We start from the raw sequence: 14,826 nt of genomic DNA, 5'->3' as shown, positions 1-14,826 counted from the left end.
GCGGTCCCGTGGCCTACGGCGCCGGGCGAGTGGTCGGCGCGGGCTTGCGCACCACCAGGGAGAGCAGGGCCGCCGCCGCGCACAGGGCGGCGGTCGTCACCCACACCACGTCGTAACCTCCGAACAGGTCGCGGGCCACACCGCCGCCGAACGCGACGGCTCCGGCGCCCAGTTGGTGCCCCGCGTTCACCCAGCCGAAGACGATCGCGCTCCGGGCCCCGAAGTGCTCGCGGGCCAGCGCGATGGTGGGCGGCACCGTCGCCACGTCGAGCAGGCCGAAGACCACCGCGAACGCCACCAGCGGCGCGTTCAGGGTCGCCGAGAACAGCAGCGGCAGTACGAGCAACGACAGGCCGCGCACGGCGAAGTACCCGGCGAGCAACCGACGTGCGTCATAACGGTCGGTGAGCCAGCCCGAGGCGACCGTGCCGGCCACGTTGAAGATCCCGATCAGCGCGAGCACGGACGCCGCCGCCGTCACCGGCATCCCGTGATCGTGCGCGGCGGGCGCGAAGTGGCTCCACATCACGCCGTTCGTCGACGCACCGCACACCGCGAAGATCCCGGCGAGCAGCCAGAAGGGGGCCGTACGCGCCGCCGACACCAGAGTCCGTACCGCCCGCACCGCAGCGCCCTGCACAGGGGGCGGCCTCGGCACGAACTCCCGTGCGCCGTGGGGGAGTCCGCCCACATCGGCGGGATGGTCCCGCAGGAAGAAGGCGACCAGCGGCGTCGCCGCCGCCGCGGCGACCGCGAGCGTCAGGGTGGCGGTACGCCAGCCCGGCCCCTCCACCACCCGCGAGAGCACCGGCAGGAACACGAACTGGCCGAACACACTCGCCGCCGTCAGCAGCCCCGCGACGAGGCCGCGCCGCGCCACGAACCAGCGCTCCGTCAGCGTCGCCGCGAACACCATGGACGCGGCGCCACTGCCGAGCCCCACCAGTACGCCCCAGCACAGGACGAGCTGCCAGATCTCGCCCATCGTCAGAGTGCCCGCGGCGCCGCCCGCGATCAGGGCGAGCGAACCGCCGATCACCCTGCGCATCCCGAACCGGTCCATCAGGGCGGCCGCGAACGGCGCCGTAGCCCCGTACACGACCATGTTCACCGCCATCGCGACGCCGATCGCGCCCCGCGACCAGCCGAACTCCGCGTGCAGCGGGCCGACCAGGAGCCCGGCGAGAGTGGTGAACGCACCTGCCGTCACGATGGCCACGGCCGCGACGGCGGCCACGGCCCAGGGGCGCAGGCTCCGGGGCGGAGCGGGTGCCGGTGTGGTGGTGGGTGTCGCGGGCCCTGCCGCCGTCCTTGCGTTCATGGTCCGAGCCTGCGTCCCGGGTGGGTGGCCGTACGAGTGGCCAGATGGCCATGATGTGAAAGAATCTGGCCATGGGTGCTGAGCGAGTGAGGAACGCAGGGGCGGCCGATACGGGTGCGGGGACCGACTCCCCGCACCGGGTCGCCGTGTTCGTCCGGGACGGCGTGCTGCCGATGGAACTCGGCCTGGTGCACCAGCTGTTCGGCTCCGCCCGCACGTCCGGCGGCTCGCCCCTCTACTCCGTGGTGACCTGTGCACTCGTGGCCGGACCGGTGCGTACGGACGTGGACTTCACCCTCCACGCGCCGCACGGCCCCGAGGCGCTGGCCGAGGCCGACACCGTCGTCGTACCGGCCTCGCACGAGCAGGACGAGTCCCTGGACGCGCCCCTGTCCGGGCCGCTCGCCGACGCCCTCGCCGCCGTCCCCGCGACCGGCCGGATCGCTTCGATCTGCACCGGAGCGTTCGTGCTCGCCTCCCTCGGACTCCTCGACGGCCGCCGCGCCACCACGCACTGGCGCTCGGCGGCCGCCTTCGCCCGACGCTTCCCGCAGGTCACGACCGACCCCGAGGTGCTGTACGTCGACGAGGGCCGGGTGCTGACCTCGGCGGGCGAGGCCGCCGGCATCGACCTGTGCCTGCACATGATCCGCAGCGACTTCGGGGCGGCCGTCGCCGCGGACGTGGCCCGGCGGACCGTGGTGCCGCCGCACCGCGAGGGCGGCCAGGCCCAGTACATCCCGCGGCCCGTCGCCGACCCCGACCTCGCCGGCACGGGTGCCTCCCGCGCCTGGGCCCTCACCCGCCTCGGCGAGCCGCTCACCCTGAAGCAGCTCGCGGTCCGCGAAGGCATGAGCGTGCGCACCTTCAGCCGCCGCTTCCGCGAGGAGGTCGGACTCACTCCGATGCAGTGGCTGACCCGTCAACGCATCGAACAGGCAAGGCAGTTGCTCGAGGAGACCGACCACACGGTGGACCGTGTCGCCGCCGACGCCGGCTTCGGCACGGGCGCGTCCCTGCGCCAGCACTTCCAGTCGGCGCTCGGGGTCTCCCCGGGGGCTTACCGGTCGACGTTCAGGGGGCCGCGGTCGTAGCGGTCTCGTGGATCGAGTCTGGCCGGGGCATTCGGCCGGGCCCGGGCATCGAGTCCGTCCGGCGCTTGAGGGCGGGGCCGTCGGGCCGACGCCCGGGAAGGCGCCCGCCGCGCACCGGCGGACAGCTACTCGGATACTCGGCAGCGAGATGAGTACCCGTACTCTGTGGCCCGCCCGGCTCCCGCAGCGAGGGTGGGCCCATGACGACATCGATCACACCCACGCACGGAACGACGGCGGCCATGACACGGAACGAGCGGCGGAACGGACGGCGGCAGAACGCCGCCGCGTCCAATCCCGGCACTCTCACGAAGCGCCTGTTGGCCCCGCTCGGGGAGCGCCCCTTCGCCGAGCGGTGGACCGTACGACTGGCGGCCGCCGTAGCCGCGGGCGGTGCGTACCTGCTCTTCCTGCCCTGGGACCTGCGCAACCGAGCCGCGTCGCCCGGCGTCATCGATGAGACAACTCCGGTGACCGCCACGGGAGTTGTGGGACTGTCCGTGGTGCTTCTGCTGCTCGCCGCTTACCTGGGGCGCAGGGACCGCACCGCTCTCGCGGTGCCGCTCGTCGCTGTGCCGCCCACGGCTCTGCTCCTCGCGTCGTTCGCTACGCACCCGGTGCAGGACGCGGCGGTGTGGCCCGTCGCCTGGGTGTTCTTCGGCGCCCTGTTCGCGGCCGGTGCCTTCGTCGCGGCCCGGGTGGGTGCCGGCGGGCGGAGCTGACCGCCGGCCTGCGGTACTTCGCCTTCGGGGGGTGGCGATGGACGCAGAAAACGCTCGCGACGAAGAGGCGTGGGCGAAGCCGCAGGTGTCGCGGCACGCGACCGGACGGTCGTGGGAGAAGCGGCGGGCCCGGAGTGTGCCGGGCCCGCTTTCCGAACGTCCCTGGCGGGAACGGGTGTTGGTGAGCCTGGCGGGTTTCGCCGTGGTGAGCGCCGCCTGTCTGCTGATCCTGCCGTGGAGGTTTTTCGCCACGGACGGGAGGCTGTTCAGCGACCCGTCCGACGCGCTCCTGGGGGCCGTGGCGGCCGCCTGTGCCGTGCACGTCGGCGTCAGTGCGTACTTCGGATACCGCAGGCAGCCGCACTGGGGGGCGGCGATCGTGTCCGCTCCGTCGACGCTGTGCGTGCTGATGGAGATCGCCGTCGGGCCGGGCCTGCGCGGTGACGTGGCGCTGTGGGCGACCCTGATCTGGGTGAGCATCCCCTGGACCTTGTTCGGCCCGGTCGCCTACTTCGTGGACAAGGCGTGCGGGGGCAGGGGCGGCGGCTGATCTCTGCCGGCCCGCGCGACACGCCCGGTGAGATGGCCGGATTCCGTCCCCGGGTGCACACTCGCAGATCTGTGCCCACGCAACCGGGTTCAGCTGCCCATCTGCCGCGTACCGCACGGCAGTTGATGATCGCGGACCAAAGGTGTCATCCCCTGTTCTTACCCCCCGCATTACTCCACACCGGCACCAACGCCTACATTCGGGCGAAGCGGATTCAACCGACCGGATCAAGGAGCAGTACCGGTGATCTGTTACGGACCCACCGTCCTCGACCTTGTCGAGGACCTGGTGGACGCATACGCCGAGGTCTTCTCGGCCCCGCCCTGGAACGAGGGCGAGGAAGGCGCTGAGCGCTTCCACGGACGCCTGCGCAGCGCGGCCGACCGGCCGGGGTTCCGTGCGGTGCTGGCCCAGTCCCCGCAGGGCATCGACGGCTTCGCGATCGCCCGGCTCACCCCCAAGGCGCTGCCGGACACCCCGCTGCACGCGAAGGTCGTCGCGCAGCTCGGTCCGCGGCGGGTGGCCGAACTCCTCGTCGGGGCACTCGAACTGGACGAACTCGCGGTACGACGGCACGCCAGGCCGCAGGGCACCGGCCGCACACTGCTCACGGAGCTCGCCGCCGATGCGCCGTCGGGCCGCGCGTGGGTGGCAATGGCCCGCCATGCGGAGCGGGCCGTCGCCAGCTACCGGCGTCTCGGCTGGCACGAGGTCGAGCCGCTGCCAGAGGCGGCGAACGAGGTCATCGTCTTCCTCTCCCCGAAGCATCCGGCGGCTCTCGCGGCCTGAGCGGGGGACCGCTTCGGCCCCGAAGGAGACCTGGGCGGACGCCGGCGGACCCGGTGGACCCGGCGGACTCGGTGGACTCGGTGGACTCGGTGGACTCGGTGGACTCGGTGGACTCGGTGGACCTCAGGGAACTCCAACCGGGCAGTGCGTCCCGGGACTTGTCGGCGCCGGACCGCCGCCCACTCCAGGGCCCGTCGGTCCTGAGGGCAGGGCTCAGCGGACGCGGTCGTAAATCACCGCGATCTCACCCTGCTCCCCGGTGTCCTGCCGGGTGACCGCCCATGTCGATCCTGGCAGCCCGTCCTCGAACAGCCGCTCGCCGCCCCCCGCGATCTCGGGACAGATCAGCAGGTACAGCCGGTCGATCAGGTCCGCGGCGAGCAGCTCCTTGATGACGCTCGGGCAGCTGTTGACCAGGATGTCTCCCTCGCCCGTGGCCTTGAGGTCCGCGATGACGTCGGCAGCCGGGGCGTTCGCCAACCGGGTGCGTGGCCACGGGGATTCGGTCAGAGTCCTCGACAGGACCACCTTGTCCACGTCCACCAGCCACTTCGCGTAGCCGCGGTCGCGTGCATCCGCGCTGTCGTCCTCGGCGACCGTCGGCCAGAACGACAGGAACCCCTCCGCATTGACCCGGCCGAGCACCGCTGTCGTCGCCTGCTCCCAGATGCGGGTGAGGTGGTCGCGAGCCGTCTCCGTGGTCGCGTAGCCGACGATGGCGCCGATGTCGGCGGGGCCTCCGGGGCCGTTGTAACGGCCGTCGAGGGTGAGGGCGATGTTCGCGGTGACCTTGCGTGCGGCCGGGTTGGTCGTCATGTCACTTCCCCTTCTCGGTCTTGCCTGGCTGTGGCTGTGCGTCCGTCGCTGCGCTCGTTCGTCCGGGGGGCGGCGTGCCGCGGCTCCTCGGCCACGGCGACCGCGAGGTGGTCGAGGCTCTGGCCGAAGCCGATCTCGATCCCGGCCACGAAGTCGGCGGAATCGACGGTGCTGTCGGTGATCAGCCAGCGGACATCGAGATCCGTGCCGGCTGCGGAGGGCGTCAGCGTCATGTCGACGTGGGCGGTGAACGCGGGACTCCCGTCCGGCAGCAGCGGAGAGTGCCGGTACGAGAGGCGCTCCGCCGGGCGTACTTCCTCGACCACACCCTCTGCGCGCCCCGCCAACGGGTCGGACCCGCCGGTGTCCTCGATATCGCGGTACGTGTGGACGATCCGACCACCCGGCCGGGCCTCGAAGACGAGCTCGGCGACGCGCAGTTCGGCCGGCGTCCACCATCGGGCCAGCAGATCCGCCTCGGTCAGGTGGCGCCACACCACCTCGGGGCTCCCGGGCAGCGCACGGTGGAACAGGAACGTACGGTCGTCCGCCCAGCCCTGATCCCGCGCCGCGAGCCGCTCCGTGTGCAGCCCCGATCCGTACCGCTCGTACGCCTCGAGCGGACCGCCTGGCCGGTCCGTGGTGTCGGCGAGCAGGTTGAGCGCCGCCGCCAGATCCCGCAGCGAGCCGGAGCGCAGGGCGTACACCCTGCGCTGCCCGGCACGCTGCGAGGCGACGACGCCGGCGCGCTCCAGCGTCTGCAGGTGCTTGGTCGTCTGCGGCTGACGCGCCTCGGCCAGCTCGGCGAGGACTCCGACGGGGCGGGGCCGCTCGGCCAGCAGGTTCACCAGCCGCCAGCGGGCGGGGTCGGCCAACGCGGTGAGGAGCGCTTCGGTGGCATCCATGAACGGAAGTATTCTCCATAGAGAATATTCGTGTCAAGGAATATATTGATCGGAGTTTGCTCTTGGATCTGGCGGCTTGCTTGCCCTGGCGGCTCGCTTGCTCTGGCGCCTGCCTCGATCTGGCGCCTGCCTCGATCTGGAAGCGTCCTCAGCCGAGCGGCGTCCCTGCCCAGCGGCATTCGCAGTGCATCAGCCCGGCCGCCGCATGCTCTCGATGATGCGAGCGAACCCCTCCTTCCCGTGCCCGGCATCGATCTGCCGGCGGATGAGCGTCTGCACCATCTCGACGACCTCGGTACTGACCCCCTGCGCGGCCGTGGCGGCCAACATGTCGTCCAGGCTGGAGAACTCGAGGCTCTGCTGTCCGGCCACGGTGTAGTCGCCGCCGTCGACGACCTCGCCGAAACCCTGGAACGCGCCGGTCATGGCGGCCAGCAAGGGCGCCGACCTCCCGGCGAACTCGCGCGCCGTCACCCCGGCCGGCGCCACCATCGCGGCACCGTGCAAAAAGCCGGCGAACATCACGTACATACCCGCCAGCAGAGCGAGGTCGTAAAGGGGCGCGAGGCCGGCGTCCTCGCCGAGATGGACGCTCTCGCCCCAGAGCTCGAGCACCGTCCGGTACTGCTCGAACCCCTCGGCCGAGCCGCTGTACAGGATCGACGACCCCGGCTGTCCGATCATCCCCGGCGTGGCCATGATCCCGCCGTCCACGTACACGATCCCCGCCGCAGAGGCCCACGCGGCCGACTTCTGTGACTGGTCGGGCGCCGTCGTGGTCACGTTCACCACGGTGCGGCCGGCCAGTGCGTCGACGTGGGGATCCAGCACCTCGTGCACGGACGCGTGGTCGAGCAGGCAGACGACCACCAACTCGGCTGCCTCGATGGCGGATCGCGCATCCCCGGCCGGCTGCGCGCCCCGTGCCACGAGATCGTCCGCCTTGCCGGGCGATCGGTTCCACACGGTCGTCGGATGGCCCGCGTCGATCAGCGATCCCGCCAACTCCCGTCCCATCTCGCCAAGGCCGAGAACGCTCACCGCCGGCTTGCGGCTCCCGCGCTCGATCCCCTTGTCGTCCTTGTCGTCCTTGTCTTCGCTCTTCGTGTCGATCGCCATCGTCGGTACTCCCCACTGTGTCGGGGGCGGTCTCTCCGCCCGGCGTGAAGTGCGCCTTCCGCCGTTCAGATCCTCAGCTCCGCCAGTAGAGTTGACCAGTACGGACTATTTAGTGGGGTACTTACCTAATGGTGAGTAAGGGCGGTCGACCAGGAGGGACGACGATGGCGAGTACGGAGCGGCGCGGCCCCTACATCTGCGGTGTCGACGCGGCGATGGACGTCCTGGCCGGCAAGTGGAAATCGCTGATCCTCTGGGAACTGGACAATCACGGCACCCGCCGTTTCGCCGAACTCCGGCGCGGACTGCCGGGAGTCAGCGAGAAGATGCTGATCCAGCACCTGCGGCAGATGGAGGAGGACGGCCTCGTCCACCGCGAGGTCTACCGCGAAGTGCCGCCGAAGGTCGAGTACTCCCTCACGGAGCACGGCATTTCACTCAACGAGGCGCTCGGTTCCCTCGGCGCGTGGGGCTCCGAGCGCATGCGCCGGATCGGAGCGGAGAAGGTCGACGTCGGCGGGACGGCGTAGCGAGTCGCCGTCAGCGGAGCGGCGTGACGACTCGCCCTCAGCGGTCTTCCACGGGCGGTGCCATCAGCGCGCCCAGGATCAGCGAGGCGTCCCTGCGGCGGGAGCCGATGAGTACGACCTGCGCACCGTCGCGGCACTCGATGACGACCCCGTTCTGCTGGTAGATCCCCGGCCAGTGCTCGGGATCGCCGGGCCGGAACGCCCTGACCTCCCATACGGTCAACGTCTCCGGCAGCGGCCATAGCGAGACCCGCCCCGCCGGGTCGGCAGTGACCGCGGGCCGCGGCCCTTCGCCGAGCAGGAGATGATCGAACCCCGGCACGCTGTACGGAACTTGACCGTAAACGCCGGCCCGTACGCACCGACGCTCGGAAGGCCGTACGGGAACCACGCTCCGCCTGCTCGCCTCGCGCCGTGCCTGCCGCACCTTCCACCACGCGATCGGCAGACTCAGCACGGCGCACGCCGGAACCGCGAATCCCGCCAAGGCAAAGGTCTGTTGGACCGTGTCGGTGGTCATGCTGCCGGCGAGCCCCAGCATCCCGGCGCCGAGCAGCGTCACGGTGGCCAGGACGGCCGGACCGGGCGACACGCTCTTCTGGTACGGGTAGCGGTTCCGATACCACCAGGACGTCCAGAGCATGAACAGGCCGAAGGGCGTCACCAGCAACCCAACGCCGGCGGGCAACCGCCAGTCGTTGGCCGGTGAGCTCCAGGTCTCCAGGGTCACCGTCCCGAAGTCCACTGCCCGCACCTCGCCCTTCCAGTACGAGAGCGTCACCCGGTCCCCCGTACGCGCGGCGGCATACGCGGGGGAGTTCTGACGCAGACGCATACGGACGCGCCCGTCCTCCCGGCTTCCGGTTCGGTCGGGTCCCAACTCCCTTACGTGCAACCAGTACTGGGTCGACTTGCCGCCCGTGCGCCGCTCCGTGTGCTCGACATCCGCCGGGACCTTCGCCACGCACGAGGAGCCGGACCTCGCCTCGTCCGCCGTGCGGCAGACCGGCGTGTCCGCATACGTACGACTCTCTGCGAGCGCCCCCGGAATCTGCGCGAACAGCACACCGCCGACCAGTAGAGACAGCAGCCCGGCAGACGCCTGCGCCAGCATGATCGTCCGCCGTCGCGCCGGTCTCTCCCCACAATTCCGCATACCCACCCCCCCCGGCTCGGCCGCATCGGGCGACCGTCGCCGGCCCCATTCTCCCGGCCCTCCTCGGACCGCTGCGTAACTCACCCGACCGTTGCGAACACCGCGCCGGAGTCGCCGTGCGGCAAGTGAGCCGCAGCGTCATCAGGCCGGCGCCGGATCTCCCGGCAGCCCCGCCCTCCCGCTCGTACCACCGAAGCCATCCATGCCCCACGGCCGTACCGCCGACCGGTCATGGATCAGCGCGCCCAGGATCAGCGGCGCGTCCCGGCGGCCGCAGGCGATGAGCACCACCTGCTCGCCGTCGAGGCACTCGATAACGATCCCGTCGTACTGGTACGTGCTCGGCCAGTGCGTGGGATCACCCGGCCGGAACGACCTGACCTCCTGGATCGCGAGGCTCGCCGGCAGCTGCTGCGGCGTACTCCACTCGACCGGGACCGACGTGACAGCGGGTGGTCCGGCACCGAGCAGGAGGAACCGGAACTCGTCGATGCTGTAGGGCACTTCGCCGTACACCTCCGCCGCAACACACAGCGGTGCCGCCAGCCGTACGGGCACCACATCGCTGGTGTCCGCGGCACGCCGTTGCATCCAGGCCATCGTCCAGGCGAGGGGCAGGCTCAGCACCGCGCACACCGCCGCCGCGATCCCCGCAGCCAGGAAGACCTGTTGGACATGGTCGGCATCCCTGCTGACGAACGAGCCCACCACGCCGGAACCGAGCAGCGTCAGGACGCCCGCGAAGGGCCAACTGGGGGCCGTGCTCAGCTCGTTGGGGTGGTGGTTCCGGTAACTCCAGGACATCAAGAGCATGATCAGGCCGAACGGTGTGGCCAGAAACCCGATGCCGACGGGCACCCGCCAGGTGTTGGCCGGCGAATCCTCGGTCTCCTGGGTGAGCGCTCCGTGGCGCACGGTCCGCACCTCGCCCTTCCAGTACGAGAGCGTCACCCGGTCCCCGAGCAACACGTCGTTGTACAGCGGATCGGAATCGAGCAGCCGGACCTCGACGTGCCCGCCACCCCCGGCGCCGCCCGGAATCGCCCCCGACCTCAACTCGCTTACGTGCAGGGAACGTTTGGAGAATCTGCCGCGCTGCTCCATGCGCTCCACTCTTGCCGCGACCTTCGTCACGCAGGAGCGGGAGCGGGGCCAACTGGCCATGCCGGTACGTCCGGCACTGCTGGTACGTTCGTCACCGTCGGTATGTCTGCCGCCGCCTGCGCTTCGGTCACCGCCGGCCCCGCAGACCGGAGCGTTCTCGTAGGCACGATGCTCAGCGATCGTCCCCGGCACCCGCGCCAACATCACGCCGCCGCCCACCACACACAGCACTCCGGCACAGACCAGCACCAACAGGGCGCCCCGCCACCCCGGTCTGTCCCCACCGTCCTGCATTCCCACCGCCCCCTCAGGCACAGCCACACCGAGCGACCGACTGCACCCCATTCAACCCGTTCACTCTCCGCAGCCGCCCCTCACCTGCTCGCTCCACCAGCACAGACACCCGCGATGGGCACTCACCAGGTCCCGGCCCAGGGCGCCCACCGGTTCCTGCAGCCCGTCGGCGTTCCCGCGTCCGAAATCGGGATGCGGGACCGAACCCTCGAACCTAAGGTCGACGCTCGTGAAACCGCTCACCGAGAATCAGATCCGCTCGCCCTTCGTGAACTGCATGAAGGGCGAGGCCTCCCGCCCGCGCCTGCCCCTGGACTTCGCCGAGCTCCCGTGAGGCGGCCTTGACTTCCTCGGCTGGGTGGACCCGGGAGCACCCCTGCGCACCCACATCGCCACGCCCCAGGACGACGGCCCGCTCGGCATCTCGCTACGCGTCCCCACGGCCCGCCGCATCAGCGCCGTGAAGTCGAGCATGTGCCAGATCTGCCTGACGAACCACGCCTCCTCCGGCGTCTCCCCCCTCGTCGCCCCCGTCGCCGGCCCTCGAGGCCGCACGGGCAACACGGTCGGCACCTACATCTGCGCCTACCTCGCCTGCCCCCCCTCTACGCCCGCGGCAAGCGCCACCCCAAACTCCGCACCTACAGCCACGAGGAAACCCTCACCCCCGCCCAACGCGTAACCCGCCTGCGCGACAACCTCTCGGACTTCACGGGCAAGGTCATGGCGGGCTGATCTCGCCCTCCGCCCCGGACGAATCCCCGCCGGCGTTTTCGTACGCGGCCTGCGACGCGTGCTCCGCACCCGATGGCTGTGCCAGCCGCGCACCACGGCTCCTCGCGATCCGCAGCGCATCCGCCAGCGCTTCGCTCAACCTGGCTGTCAGGAAACGCAGTTCTTCAGCAGTGGCCTCGCTCTGTCCGAGCAGATCCTTCGCGTGCCCCAGGAGATCGCCGCCCATACCGAGCTGCACCGCCTCCATGTCATCGGCAAACCGGGAGAGATAGCCGGCCCCATCACTGATGAGGAAGCAGGGCTTGTCTTCGGGCGTGGACCACGGCAGCAACCGCGGTGACCGGTCATGGTTCATGCGGCGTGCACCTCCACACCGAGAGGCGAGCTCGCCCAGGGGCGGCCCGACGGGCGAGGCGCTTCGCGCGCCCGATTCACGAGTGAGGCGAAAAGCTCGGCGATACCGTGCGGCAAGTCGGCGCTCCTGGTCAGCGATGGCCGAGCCCCCGGGTCCGCGTCCGCGGGAGTGAGGGCCCTCGTTGTCATACGACGACGAACGTAGGAGCCGCTGCCAAGATGAAGGGGCACACTCTGTGTCCCTTCATCCTGAACCTGCCGCGGATGCAGGGCAGTGTCTATGCCGCCAACGCGCCGATCTTCACCGCCAGTTCCCCTGCCCTGCGCCGCTGCCCAGGACTCTTGGACTCCGCCTCCTCCAGCACGATCCGACGGGCGTATCCGTTGTAGCGAATGGTCTCGGGCGCCGCCTCATACGCCCTGCTCAGCGCCGCAAGCGACGCCTCGGCCTGCCCGTCGAGCTGATACCCACGGGCTTCCTCGATGCGGTGCCGGGCACGTCGCGGACGGGACGGGATGGCGGTGCCATCGGCTGCGGTCGCCTGCCGGACACTCTCGCCGCCCGCGTGCAACTCCACGGCGATGGTGACGGCATGGGCACCCATGATGGCTCGCGAGAACGAGGTCACCGGGTGGTAATAGCCAGCAGGCAGGCGTTCGGCCATGGCGCGTGCGGCGTCCCAGTAGCCCCAGGCCGCTCCGGCATCGCCCCGCCGAGCTGCTGTATAGCCGGCTTCGAACTGCAAGGCCCCCGCGATGGCGAGTACGTCGTCACCGGCATCCGGCAGAAGTCGGTCCAAGTACCGCACCGTGCCGAGGTTCACCGCGTCGGCCTCCTCGAAATGCCCCGGCCCGCTGTCCCGGTGAGCCTGAGCCGCGAGCCAGGCGGCGACGCCGATCGCATGCGGGTCTTCCGACTCCTGAGCGGCAACCATCCCGCGCTCGACCACACGCCACAGAAGCGAGGCGTCCGGCTGGTACGCGATGAAGAACTGGCTGAGGCTGTACACCTGCGAGAGCAGCCCTTGCGCCCGCCGCCGCTCCCCACCGCCGTCCGCTTGGCGCACTGCGAGCTGCGCGTCCCGGATCAACTCGGGCAGCAGAGCGCCGACTACGTCCCGGTGGTCGGGCGCCGAATGCCGGGCGCCCCAGGCCCGGTCCAGCCTCACCTTCAGGTGCTCCACGGGCGGAGATTCACCAGCTGTCGGCTGCGGATAAGCATTGATCGCGGCCCTGACCTGAGGCAGCCGAACATGTCCAGGACCAGTGAACAGGTCCACGGCGGCCGACTGATCCCCCGTCAGCTCTGCAAGGTTCCTGACCCGCAAGGCCTCCGCGATGCGTAGCACCATGGGCAGCTTCGGCATCTGCAGCCGCCCACCCTCAACCTGTTTCACCCAACTCGGCGACTTCCCCACAAGCCCGGCAAGTACCACCCGACTCATCCCACGCCGAACGCGCAACACCTGCATCCGCTGCCCGAACGCAATCGGCTCGACGGCCCCCGCCCCCCACGAACTCCCGCCATTCGACACGACCTTGCCCCTCTCTGCAGATCACATCAGGGCCAGGGTACGGGGCCAAGTGCGACCTGAGCCGACTACTTGATTACGGCACGGAGTACAGCGCCTGCCTCTTCAGGCATGCCCCTCTTGTGCAACTCGGCGGCGAAGTGGATCACGCTCCGGTCAGTTCGTTCGCGCACGAAAATGCACACATACTCGTCAGCCAGCCGGGGGTGTTCGTGCCGAAGGGCAGCGAGGTAGAGGGTGCTCTCCAGAGGGGACAGCTCGCGCATGCTTTCGCGTAGCAGTAGCAGCGCTCCGGCTGTTTTCTGCTGCTCGATCAGCTCCCTTGCGCGGCTGGCCAGGAGCCGTGCTTCGAGCTGGGTGCGTTGTCGCACCTGCCGGTCCCCTGATCGGCGGGGGACCGGCAGGTGCGTTCCTTGATCAGAGGCGGAACTTGTGAGGTTCAATGCGGCATTCCTGTTGCCTGCCGCGCGGAGCAGTGAGTTGAGCTCACGCCGGGCCTGTTCCAGTTCCACCTGGGTTCGTGTGTGACGACGGCGGAGGTTCGCGCATTCAACGGAACGGCACTCCTTGTGTGCCGCCTCACAAAGGTGCTGCAGCTCCTGCAGGCTATAGCGCATGGAACGTGTGTCGGACGCCTCGGCGGTGAGCTTGTAGAGGTGCTCAATGAACTGCTGACCAGGCACTCTGGAGCCGTTGAGATAGCGCGAGACGGAGTCTTCGCCGACTGGGTGGCCAAGTTCGCCAAGCCGCTCGGACAACTCGCGCAGCGTCGGCGGCTGATGCACCCCGCAGTGCTGGTACAGGTAAATCGCAGCCTCGGCTAGATCCTTTCGACTGCCCGGAGGGACGTTCTGATTGATGTTGCCGCCTGCTTGGCCTCTTCGAGACACCTGACCGCCCGCTTCTGTATGCCGCCAGCGGTACCGCAGCGGACCGCCGGAGCCCCGTCTTGCCAACCTGCGCGCAAGACATGATTCCACTGGATTCTTGTTCGGTACCGGAGAACGCTAGTTGTCAGCAGTTCCGACCCGCCCGAGCCTCTGAGTGAAAACCTCCGGGCCTGCGGGTGGACGGGCATGACGCAAGACGAGACCCGGAGGTACCGATGGAACCGTCGTGGCAGGACACGAGGTTGGGATCCAAGGCGCGCGCCGCCCTGTGGTTGGTGTCGGTGGTGGGAGAAGGCAGGGTGTTCACCAAGGCGCAGGTCCGTGCAGCGTTCCCGGAGGCGCAGATCGATCGCCGGATCCGGGAACTCCGTGACCACGGCTGGGAGATTCACACGAGCCGCGATGACCCCTCACTGAGGCAGGACGAGCAGCGGTACGTCAAGCGTGGTGCCGAGGTCTGGATTCCGGGCCAGAAGACGCTCCGTAAGGCAAAGACAAGCTTGACGGCTGCGCAGCGGATCAAGGTCATGCAGGCTGACGGATTCCTGTGCCGGTCCTGCGGTATCAGCGCCGGCGAGTCCTACGGTGACGGTGGCCCCGATGCTCAGCTGGACATCGCCCGCCGGAACGTGCGCAACCTGGACGGCATCGAGCAGACCGAGCTGGTCACTGAGTGCAATCGCTGCAGGACCGGTGGCGCGCACCGGGAGGTCGACCTGGCAGAGTTCATCGGCAGGGTGCAGGGGTTGGGTCCGTTGGAGCAGGACGTGTTCCTGGGTTGGATGGATGCCGGTCAGCGGGAGCTCGGCGAGCTCGAGAAGCTGTGGGCCACCTATCGGTCGTTTCCGGAGTCGTCGCGTGATGCTGTGAGGGACGCAACGCGCGGACTGGGCAACTAGAAGGGATAGGGCAGAC

General features: G+C 69.8%; 15 protein-coding genes and 2 pseudogenes. 8 read left to right on the top strand and 9 right to left on the bottom strand.

All coding sequences use genetic code 11. The features are described from left to right. Nucleotides 1-13 precede the first annotated feature (13 nt). Nucleotides 14-1,321: an MFS transporter gene (locus DSC45_RS07010; RefSeq protein ID WP_119288144.1), complete on the bottom strand. Its 1,308-nt coding sequence runs from the start codon at nt 1,319-1,321 to the stop codon at nt 14-16. A 71-nt stretch (nt 1,322-1,392) separates the two neighbouring features. On the opposite strand from DSC45_RS07010, the gene DSC45_RS07005 reads away from it, so the two are divergent. The 4 genes from DSC45_RS07005 to DSC45_RS06990 all read left to right on the top strand — a co-directional run bounded on the left by DSC45_RS07005 (nt 1,393) and on the right by DSC45_RS06990 (nt 4,476). Then, nucleotides 1,393-2,415, top strand: a complete 1,023-nt coding sequence (locus DSC45_RS07005; RefSeq protein ID WP_119288142.1) for a GlxA family transcriptional regulator — start codon at nt 1,393-1,395, stop codon at nt 2,413-2,415. 200 nt (nt 2,416-2,615) lie between these two features. Further along, nucleotides 2,616-3,137, top strand: a complete 522-nt coding sequence (locus DSC45_RS07000) for a hypothetical protein (protein ID WP_240434503.1) — start codon at nt 2,616-2,618, stop codon at nt 3,135-3,137. Between the two features lie 181 nt (nt 3,138-3,318). Beyond that, nucleotides 3,319-3,687: a hypothetical protein gene (locus tag DSC45_RS06995; RefSeq protein WP_162929161.1), complete on the top strand. Its 369-nt coding sequence runs from the start codon at nt 3,319-3,321 to the stop codon at nt 3,685-3,687. A gap of 243 nt (nt 3,688-3,930) precedes the next feature. Further along, the gene (locus DSC45_RS06990; RefSeq protein ID WP_162929160.1) at nt 3,931-4,476 is read left to right on the top strand and encodes a GNAT family N-acetyltransferase; all 546 of its coding nucleotides are present in this window, start codon (nt 3,931-3,933) and stop codon (nt 4,474-4,476) included. Nucleotides 4,477-4,689: 213 nt separating this feature from the next. On the opposite strand, the gene DSC45_RS06980 is transcribed toward DSC45_RS06990, so the two are convergent. The 3 genes and pseudogenes from DSC45_RS06980 to DSC45_RS06970 form a co-directional block, all read right to left on the bottom strand. Then, the gene (locus DSC45_RS06980) at nt 4,690-5,292 is read right to left on the bottom strand and encodes a dihydrofolate reductase family protein (protein ID WP_119288136.1); all 603 of its coding nucleotides are present in this window, start codon (nt 5,290-5,292) and stop codon (nt 4,690-4,692) included. Further along, nucleotides 5,289-6,197: pseudogene (locus DSC45_RS06975) on the bottom strand (metalloregulator ArsR/SmtB family transcription factor); the annotation flags it as partial. The pseudogene DSC45_RS06975 and the gene DSC45_RS06980, both read right to left, overlap by 4 nt. 189 nt (nt 6,198-6,386) lie before the next feature. Continuing rightward, nucleotides 6,387-7,316, bottom strand: coding sequence for an NAD(P)-dependent oxidoreductase (locus DSC45_RS06970; protein WP_119288133.1), 930 nt, complete (start codon nt 7,314-7,316; stop codon nt 6,387-6,389). Between the two features lie 164 nt (nt 7,317-7,480). On the opposite strand from DSC45_RS06970, the gene DSC45_RS06965 reads away from it, so the two are divergent. Next, nucleotides 7,481-7,846, top strand: a complete 366-nt coding sequence (locus DSC45_RS06965) for a winged helix-turn-helix transcriptional regulator (protein WP_119288131.1) — start codon at nt 7,481-7,483, stop codon at nt 7,844-7,846. Nucleotides 7,847-7,883: 37 nt separating this feature from the next. Here the strand turns inward: DSC45_RS06965 and DSC45_RS06960 are convergent, their stop codons facing one another. Both DSC45_RS06960 and DSC45_RS06955 read right to left on the bottom strand, forming a co-directional pair. Continuing rightward, complete coding sequence (locus tag DSC45_RS06960; RefSeq protein ID WP_119288129.1) at nt 7,884-8,960, bottom strand: hypothetical protein; 1,077 nt, start codon at nt 8,958-8,960, stop codon at nt 7,884-7,886. 183 nt (nt 8,961-9,143) lie between these two features. Further along, nucleotides 9,144-10,166 (bottom strand): hypothetical protein, encoded by a 1,023-nt coding sequence (locus tag DSC45_RS06955; RefSeq protein ID WP_162929159.1) that lies wholly within the window; start codon nt 10,164-10,166, stop codon nt 9,144-9,146. 463 nt (nt 10,167-10,629) lie between these two features. On the opposite strand from DSC45_RS06955, the gene DSC45_RS36265 reads away from it, so the two are divergent. Then, nucleotides 10,630-10,734 (top strand): FBP domain-containing protein, encoded by a 105-nt coding sequence (locus tag DSC45_RS36265; RefSeq protein WP_240434502.1) that lies wholly within the window; start codon nt 10,630-10,632, stop codon nt 10,732-10,734. Between the two features lie 24 nt (nt 10,735-10,758). After that, nucleotides 10,759-11,135 (top strand): annotated as a pseudogene (locus DSC45_RS06950) (FBP domain-containing protein). On the opposite strand, the gene DSC45_RS06945 reads toward DSC45_RS06950, so the two are convergent. The 3 genes from DSC45_RS06945 to DSC45_RS35665 form a co-directional block, all read right to left on the bottom strand. Further along, nucleotides 11,122-11,490, bottom strand: a complete 369-nt coding sequence (locus DSC45_RS06945; RefSeq protein ID WP_119288125.1) for a hypothetical protein — start codon at nt 11,488-11,490, stop codon at nt 11,122-11,124. The pseudogene DSC45_RS06950 and the gene DSC45_RS06945 sit on opposite strands and share 14 nt — an antisense overlap. A gap of 277 nt (nt 11,491-11,767) precedes the next feature. Next, complete coding sequence (locus DSC45_RS06940; RefSeq protein ID WP_276145449.1) at nt 11,768-12,979, bottom strand: helix-turn-helix domain-containing protein; 1,212 nt, start codon at nt 12,977-12,979, stop codon at nt 11,768-11,770. Nucleotides 12,980-13,089: 110 nt separating this feature from the next. Next, nucleotides 13,090-13,911 carry a hypothetical protein gene (locus DSC45_RS35665; protein WP_162929158.1) on the bottom strand — a complete coding sequence of 274 codons (822 nt, stop codon included), beginning with the start codon at nt 13,909-13,911 and terminating at the stop codon, nt 13,090-13,092. Between the two features lie 215 nt (nt 13,912-14,126). Here DSC45_RS35665 and DSC45_RS06930 point away from each other — a divergent pair, with 215 nt between their 5' ends. Beyond that, nucleotides 14,127-14,810 (top strand): heterodisulfide reductase-related iron-sulfur binding cluster, encoded by a 684-nt coding sequence (locus DSC45_RS06930; RefSeq protein ID WP_119288121.1) that lies wholly within the window; start codon nt 14,127-14,129, stop codon nt 14,808-14,810. Nucleotides 14,811-14,826: the final 16 nt, after the last annotated feature.

It is taken from the genome of Streptomyces sp. YIM 130001 (assembly GCF_003574445.1).
Taxonomy (GTDB): Bacteria; Actinomycetota; Actinomycetes; order Streptomycetales; family Streptomycetaceae; genus Streptomyces.
The sequence above is the reverse complement of the archived record's forward strand: the minus strand, read 5'-3'. Positions and strand labels throughout refer to the sequence as shown.